We start from the raw sequence: 7,400 nt of genomic DNA on the forward strand, positions 1-7,400 counted from the left end.
GTACCTGACCCGGCGCCCGTGGACCCGCCGCCCCGAGGCCAAGTGCTCTGCGCTGCCGTCGTGGCACCGCGGCTGCCGCGCCCCCGCGCGGCGGGTCCACGGGCGCCGGGTCAGGTACCACATCGGGTCCGAGCCGGGACAGATCAACGGCAGGCGATGGCGACGGGGGCCCGCGCGCTGACGCGCCGGCCCCGTGTCGGCGCCGCGAATGCCCCGAGGCATCCGCGTCCGTACCTCCGCGGTACCGGCCCCGCCGGCTCCGCGGCGGCAGCGACCCCGCAGCGCGCCGCCTTCCTCCATGCTCACTTCCCGATGAACCGGACTTCCGGGGCGCGTGCCCCGGTCTAGGAGTGCGTCAGATGTCCTCCGATTTCTTCCTTCCCGACCCTGAGGGTCAAGTCCCCAGCGCCGAAGGCTACTTCGGTGCCTTCGGCGGCAAATTCATCCCCGAGGCGCTGGTCGCCGCGGTCGACGAGGTCGCCGCCGAGTACGAGAAGGCCAAGGCGGACCCCGCGTTCGCGGCCGAACTCGACGATCTGCTGGTCAACTACACCGGCCGCCCCAGCGCGCTCACCGAGGTGCCGCGGTTCGCCGAACAGGCCGGCGGGGCCCGCGTGTTCCTCAAGCGCGAGGACCTCAACCACACCGGCTCGCACAAGATCAACAACGTGCTGGGTCAGGCGCTGCTCACCCGGCGCATGGGCAAGACCCGGGTCATCGCCGAGACCGGCGCCGGCCAGCACGGCGTCGCCACCGCCACCGCCTGCGCCCTCTTCGGCCTCGACTGCACCATCTACATGGGCGAGATCGACACCAAGCGCCAGGCCCTCAACGTCGCCCGGATGCGGATGCTCGGCGCCGAGGTCATCGCCGTGAAGTCCGGCAGCCGCACCCTCAAGGACGCCATCAACGAGGCCTTCCGCGACTGGGTCGCCAACGTCGACCACACCCACTACCTCTTCGGGACCGTCGCCGGCCCGCACCCGTTCCCCGCGATGGTGCGCGACTTCCACCGCGTCATCGGCGTCGAGGCACGCCGCCAGATCCTCCAGCGCGCCGGCCGCCTGCCCGACGCGGCCGTGGCCTGCGTCGGCGGCGGCTCCAACGCCATCGGCCTGTTCCACGCCTTCCTGCCGGACACCGGCGTCCGGCTCATCGGCTGCGAACCCGCCGGCCACGGCATCGAGACCGGGGAGCACGCCGCCACGCTGACCGCCGGCGAACCGGGCATCCTGCACGGCTCCCGCAGCTACGTCCTCCAGGACGAGGAGGGCCAGATCACCGAGCCGTACTCCATCTCGGCCGGTCTGGACTACCCCGGCATCGGGCCCGAGCACGCCTACCTCAAGGACAGCGGCCGCGGCGAGTACCGCGCCGTCACCGACGACGCCGCGATGCAGGCGCTGCGCCTGCTCTCGCAGACCGAGGGCATCATCCCGGCCATCGAGAGCGCCCACGCCCTCGCCGGGGCGCTGGAGGTCGGCAGGGAGCTCGGCCCGGACGGCCTGATCGTGGTCAACCTGTCCGGGCGGGGCGACAAGGACATGGACACCGCCGCCCGCTACTTCGGCCTGTACGACACCGACGCCGCCGTCGAGGCGGACACCGACACCGCCGGCGCGGAGATCGAAGGGGACGCCAAGTGAGCGGCAACATCCAGCTGTTGAGCGACACCCTCGCCGCCGCCCGGGCCGAGGGCCGGTCCGCGCTCATCGCCTACCTGCCCGCCGGATTCCCGACCGTCGACGGCGGTATCGAGGCCGCCAAGGCCGTCTTCGACGGCGGCGCGGACATCGTGGAGATCGGGCTCCCGCACAGCGACCCGGTCCTGGACGGGCCGGTGATCCAGACCGCCGACGACATCGCACTGCGCGGCGGCGTGAAGATCGCGGACGTGCTGCGGACGGTGCGCGAGGCGCACCGGGCCACCGGCAAGCCCGTCCTGGTCATGACGTACTGGAACCCCATCGACCGCTACGGCATCGCGCGCTTCACCGCCGAGCTCGCCGAGGCGGGCGGCGCGGGCTGCATCCTGCCCGACCTGCCGGTCCAGGAGTCCGCGACCTGGCGGGAGCACGCCGGCAAGCACGGTCTGGCGACCGTCTTCGTCGTCGCTCCCAGCAGCAAGGACGCCCGGCTCGCCGAGATCACGGCGGCGGGTTCCGGCTTCGTCTACGCCGCCTCGCTGATGGGTGTCACCGGCACCCGCGCGTCGGTGGGCGCCCAGGCGCAGGACCTCGTCCGGCGCACCAAGGCGACGACCGACCTGCCGGTCTGCGTCGGCCTCGGTGTCTCCAACGCCGAGCAGGCCGCCGAGGTGGCGCAGTTCGCGGACGGCGTGATCGTCGGTTCGGCGTTCGTCAAGCGGCTGCTGGCGGCGGACGGTGACCTGGCGTCCGGCCTCGCCGGGGTCCGTGCCCTGGCCGGCGAGCTGGCCGAGGGCGTGCGCAAGCGCTCCTAGGAGCGGGGCGCGCCGGGCGGACGTCCACGCCGGCCCGGCGCGCTGTCCCTCGATAGGGCGAACATCGGTGCGGAGGGGTGCAGGGGCACCCCTCCGCTTCGTTGTCCAGGGGCGTGAGCCAGAAGAACCATGAGGGTAAGAGAACCGCCCGCGAGCGACTCCAGGAGCAGCGGGAAAAGGAGAAGACGCGCGCCCGGCGCCGTCGGCAGGGGATCGTCGCCGGATCGGTGGTGGTGGTGCTGGCGATCGCCGGCGGCATCGCCGTCTGGGCCTCGTCGTCCGGCGACAACGGCGGCAAGAGTGACAACGAGGTCGCCGTCCCGAAGCAGGCGAGCGGCGGCAAACGGCCCGCCGTCCCGGTGGGCGCGGCCGGCGCCCCCTCCACACTCACGGTGTGGGAGGACTTCCGCTGTCCCGCCTGCCAGCAGTTCGAGACCGGCTTCCGCCCGGTCATCCATGAGCTGGTGGACTCCGGTCAGCTCAAGAACGAGTACCACCTCGTCACGATCATCGACGGAAACGCGGGCGGCAAGGGATCCCTCAACGCCGCCAACGCCGCCCTGTGCGCGCAGGACGCGGGCAGGTTCCGCGAGTACCACGACGTTCTCTACGCGAACCAGCCGCCCGAGACGCAGGACAAGTTCGCCGACAAGAAGTACCTCCTCCAGCTGGCCGGCAAGGTCAAGGGACTGATGACCCCCGCCTTCACCGCCTGCGTCAACGACGGCAGGTACGACCGCTTCGCGCAGAAGTCCAACGACGCCTTCGCCACGTCCGGATACCGCGGCACCCCGACCGTCCTGCTCAACGGCAAGGACCTCGCGCAGGAGAAGGGCGGCCGGTTCACCCCGGCGGACCTCAAGAAGATGGTGCAGGAGGCCAACAAGGGCAAACAGCCCGGCAAGGGCCTCCCGCCGCATCCGAGCACCTCGCCCCACCCCGGCAAGCCGGCGGGCCACCACAGCGCCGCACCGCACCACCACCACACCGGAACCCCGGGCGTGGCGTCCCAGGAGCGGCAGACCCACGGCCGGAGCACCGTGCCCCGGGACGCGCGGAGCGGAGCGGGCCACACGCCGTCGCCCTAGTCGTCCGGGTCGTCCCGGTCGTCCTGGGCGGAGGGTCCGTCCGGGACCTTCGGCACCGGAGCCGAAGGTCCCGGACACACAGCGTCATCGTCCGCGGCGGGGTCGTTACGCAGCCGTAGCCGGGTGGAAGTTGTCGTCGACCCCGCCCGGCGCGGTAGCGTCGTCCCTGCCATGGACCTCGCATTCATTCCCAGCCCGTCGACCGGAGTCGTCTACCTCGGCCCGGTCCCGCTGCGCGGCTACGCATTCTGCATCATCATCGGCGTCTTCGTCGGCGTCTGGCTCGGCAACAGGCGCTGGGTGCAGCGCGGCGGCCGCTCCGGAACCGTCGCGGACATCGCCGTGTGGGCCGTGCCCTTCGGGCTGGTCGGCGGCCGCCTCTACCACGTCATCACGACGTACGAGCCGTACTTCGGCCCGAACGGCCACCCGCTCGACGCCTTCAAGGTGTGGCAGGGCGGCCTGGGGATCTGGGGTGCGGTCGCGCTCGGCGCGGTGGGCGCCTGGATCGGCTGCCGCCGGCGCGGCATCCCGCTTCCCGCGTACGCCGACGCGCTGGCGCCCGGCCTGGCCCTCGGGCAGGCGATCGGCCGCTGGGGCAACTGGTTCAACCAGGAGCTGTACGGCAAGCCGACCGATGTCCCGTGGGCGCTGAAGATCAGCTCCGACCCGGCCATCGGACGGATCGGCGGCACCTACCACCCGACCTTCCTCTACGAGTGCCTGTGGTGCATCGGCGTCGCCGCGCTGGTCATCTGGGCCGACAAGCGCTTCCGGCTCGGCCACGGGCGGGCCTTCGCGCTGTATGTCGCCGCCTACTGCGCGGGCCGCGCCTGGATCGAGTACATGCGCGTCGACGAGGCGCACCACATCCTCGGCGTGCGGCTGAACGTCTGGACCGCCCTGATCGTCTTCGTCCTGGCCGTCGCCTACTTCGTGATCTCGGCCAAGAAGGTTCCCGGCCGGGAAGCGGTCGTCGAGCCGGGCGCGCAGCTCGCCGAGGGCGAGGAGGGCGACGAGGGCACCCGGGACGGTGACGGCGTGGACGGCGGCACGGTGTCCGTCGGGAAGGCGTCCTCGAAGGCGGCGTCCGACGACGGTGGGGAGGATTCCCCGGCCTCCACGGACCCCGGGGACGACAAGGCCGCGGAGGCCGCCACCGGGTCCGCGACGGACGCGGCCGGCGACGCGACGGGCGAGGACCCGGTGGAGGAGTCCGCCGAGGACGCCGCCAAGCCCGCCGGCAGCGGCAGCACCAAGAAGTCCTGAGGCGACGCACCGTACGCCGGCAGCGCCGGGCGGTCCCGAGACGTTCGGGCCGCCCGGCGCTCTGCTGTCCGGCCCCGCCCGCCGCGGGGGTCAGCCAGGGCCTGTCGTTTTGGATCAGGCCGGGCTCACAGTGCGCCCGCCGCGCGCAGCCCGTCGATCTCGGGGCCGGTCAGCCCGAGGGAGGCCAGTACCTCGTCGGTGTCCGCGCCGTGCGGGCGGCCTGCCCACCGGATGGCGCCCGGCGTCTCGGAGAGCCGGAAGAGGACGTTCTGCATCCGGACCGTGCCCAGCTCGTCGTCCGGGACCTCGGTGATCGAGCCCAGCGCCTGGTACTGCGGATCCGTCATCACCTCGCGGATGTCGTAGATGGGTGCGACGGCCGCCTCGGCCTTCTCGAAGGCGGCCATCACCTCGGTCCGGTCGTGCCGGGCGATCCAGTCGGCGACCGGCGCGTCCAGCTCATCGGCGTGCTCCGCCCGTCCCGCGCCGGTCGCGAACCAGGGCTCATCGATCACCTCGGGGCGTCCGACCAGCCGCATCACCCGCTCGGCGACCGACTCGGCCGACGTGGAGACCGCCACCCAGGAGCCGTCGGCGGTGCGGTAGGTGTTGCGCGGCGCGACATTGGCCGAGCGGTTGCCGGTCCGCGGCTGGACATGGCCGAGCTGGTCGTACCAGAGTGGCTGCGGACCCAGGACGGTCAGCATCGGTTCGATGAGTGCCATGTCGACGACCTGGCCGCGGCCGGAGGCCGTCCGGGCGTGCAGCGCGGCCATCACGGCGTAGGAGGTGCCGAGGGCGGCGACCGCGTCCGCGAGACCGAACGGCGGCAGGGTCGGCGGACCGTCCGGCTCGCCGGTCATCGCCGCGAAGCCGCTCATCGCCTCGGCGAGCGTGCCGAACCCGGGGCGCCGGGCGTACGGGCCGAACTGGCCGAAGCCGGTGACCCGGGCCAGCACCAGCCGCGGGTTGACGGCGGACAGCTCCTCCCAGCCCAGGCCCCAGCGCTCCAGGGTCCCGGGCCGGAAGTTCTCGATCACGACATCCGCCCCGGCGGCGAGCCGCAGCAGCACGTCCCTGCCGCCCGGGTGGGACAGATCCAGCGTCATGGTCTTCTTGTTGCGGCCCAGCAGCTTCCACCACAGCCCGATGCCGTCCTTGGCGGGGCCGTGGCCGCGCGAGGGATCGGGCCGGTGCGGATGCTCGACCTTGACCACCTCGGCGCCGTAGTCGCCCAGCAGGGTGGCGGCGAGCGGACCGGCGAACAGCGTGGCGAGATCGAGCACCCGCAGCCCGGTGAGCGGGCCGCAGGCGGGAGGCCGCGGGGAGGTGCGGCCGCCCGCGGCGGGCTCGGCCACCCCGGAGGGGGACGGGTCGGTCATGGTGCGCAGGCCTCCGTTCGGGCAGGGGCAGGGATGAGGACGGCGGTGGCGGTCACCGCTTGCCCGCCTCCGTCATCGCGGGGATGGCCGAGATCGCGGTGAAGGCCTGCTCGTGGGTGCGGGCGCGGGACCGGTCGCGGGTGAAGATCTCCCGGGCGACGGTGGCCAGCGCGGCCCCGGGGGCCTGCAGGTCGAGGCGGCTGGCGCGGGCGACCTCCTCGCTCCACTCGGCCGGCACCGCCGACGCACCGCGCAGCGCGCCGACCAGCGCCCCGCTCATCGTGGCGATCGAGTCGGAGTCGCGCCCGTAGTTGACCGCGCCGAGCACCGTGCTGCGGAAGTCGCCGTCGCCGATCAGCAGCATGCCCAGGGCGATGGGCAGTTCCTCGACGGCGTGCAGCCGGGAGGGGCGGCGGGCGCCGAGCGAGGGGTTGCGGTAGTCCGGGCCCACCGTGTCGAAGGGGGCGACGGCCGCGCGCAGCGGCGCCGGCGCCGCCTCGGGGTCGGTCAGCGACGACGCGGCCTCGCAGACCGCCTCGATCGCGGCGCGGGTGCCGTCCTTGGCCAGCCGCAGCGCCTGGACGAGGACGGAGGACGGGGTGGCGTCCGGGACGAACGCGGCCGCCACGGCCGCGGCGAACACCCCCGCCGCCTCCCGCCCGTACGAGGACTGATGGGCGCCGGCGATGTCCAGGGCCTCGGCGTACGCCCGGTCCGGGTTGCCGGCGTTGACCACGCCGACCGGTGCCATGTACATCGCCGCGCCGCAGTTGACGATGTTCCCGACGCCCGCCTCCCGCGGATCCGCATGCCCGTAGTGCAGCCGCGCCACGATCCACTTCTCGGCGAGGAAGATCCGCTGCAGCGGCAGCGCCTCGGCCTCCAGCTCCGGGATCCAGCGCGGGGTGCCGATCAGGTCCGGCACCAGATGATCGGCGATGTCATAGGCGTCGAGGTGATCGCGCACCGTCTCGTACACCCTGACCAGCGCATGGGTCATCAGGGTGTCGTCGGTGACGTGCCCGTCGCCCTTGTGGTACGGCGCGATCGGCCGGGCGGTGCGCCAGTCGTCGTGGAACGGTCCGACGATGCCCTCGACCCGGCCGCCGTGCCGTTTCGCGATCTCCTCCGGAGACCAGCCCTCCACGGGCCCGCCGAGTGCGTCCCCGACCGCCGCCCCGACCAGCGCACCGGTCGCCC

The 7,400-nt window shown here is 73.2% G+C and carries 6 protein-coding genes; 4 read left to right on the plus strand and 2 right to left on the minus strand.

Annotated elements, in window-relative coordinates:
* The first annotated feature begins 359 nt into the window (after positions 1 to 359).
* From trpB to lgt, 4 genes are all read left to right on the plus strand, one after another.
* Positions 360 to 1,646, plus strand: coding sequence for a tryptophan synthase subunit beta (gene trpB, locus EST92_RS30010; protein ID WP_129251332.1), 1,287 nt, complete (start codon positions 360 to 362; stop codon positions 1,644 to 1,646).
* Entirely contained in the window at positions 1,643 to 2,461 is an 819-nt protein-coding gene (gene trpA / locus EST92_RS30015; protein ID WP_129283840.1) for a tryptophan synthase subunit alpha, read from the plus strand. The genes trpB and trpA overlap by 4 nt, the downstream gene beginning before the upstream one ends.
* 113 nt (positions 2,462 to 2,574) lie before the next feature.
* The gene (locus EST92_RS30020) at positions 2,575 to 3,549 is read left to right on the plus strand and encodes a thioredoxin domain-containing protein (RefSeq protein ID WP_129283841.1); all 975 of its coding nucleotides are present in this window, start codon (positions 2,575 to 2,577) and stop codon (positions 3,547 to 3,549) included.
* A 171-nt stretch (positions 3,550 to 3,720) separates the two neighbouring features.
* Positions 3,721 to 4,818, plus strand: a complete 1,098-nt coding sequence (gene lgt / locus EST92_RS30025) for a prolipoprotein diacylglyceryl transferase (protein WP_129283842.1) — start codon at positions 3,721 to 3,723, stop codon at positions 4,816 to 4,818.
* 125 nt (positions 4,819 to 4,943) lie between these two features.
* On the opposite strand, the gene EST92_RS30030 is transcribed toward lgt, so the two are convergent.
* Positions 4,944 to 6,200, minus strand: a complete 1,257-nt coding sequence (locus EST92_RS30030) for a CoA transferase (protein ID WP_129283843.1) — start codon at positions 6,198 to 6,200, stop codon at positions 4,944 to 4,946.
* Positions 6,201 to 6,252: 52 nt separating this feature from the next.
* Entirely contained in the window at positions 6,253 to 7,386 is a 1,134-nt protein-coding gene (locus tag EST92_RS30035; protein WP_129283844.1) for an ADP-ribosylglycohydrolase family protein, read from the minus strand.
* Between the last annotated feature and the right edge of the window lie 14 nt (positions 7,387 to 7,400).

This window comes from Streptomyces sp. TM32 (assembly GCF_004122755.1).
GTDB lineage: Bacteria > Actinomycetota > Actinomycetes > Streptomycetales > Streptomycetaceae > Streptomyces > Streptomyces sioyaensis.

What these genes read in the sequence shown, in the direction of transcription:
- lgt (WP_129283842.1), top strand. Translation starts at nt 3,721, where the DNA reads ATGGACCTCGCATTCATTCCCAGCCCGTCGACCGGAGTCGTCTACCTC.
- trpB (WP_129251332.1), top strand. Translation starts at nt 360, where the DNA reads ATGTCCTCCGATTTCTTCCTTCCCGACCCTGAGGGTCAAGTCCCCAGC.
- EST92_RS30030 (WP_129283843.1), bottom strand. Translation starts at nt 6,200, where the DNA reads ATGACCGACCCGTCCCCCTCCGGGGTGGCCGAGCCCGCCGCGGGCGGC.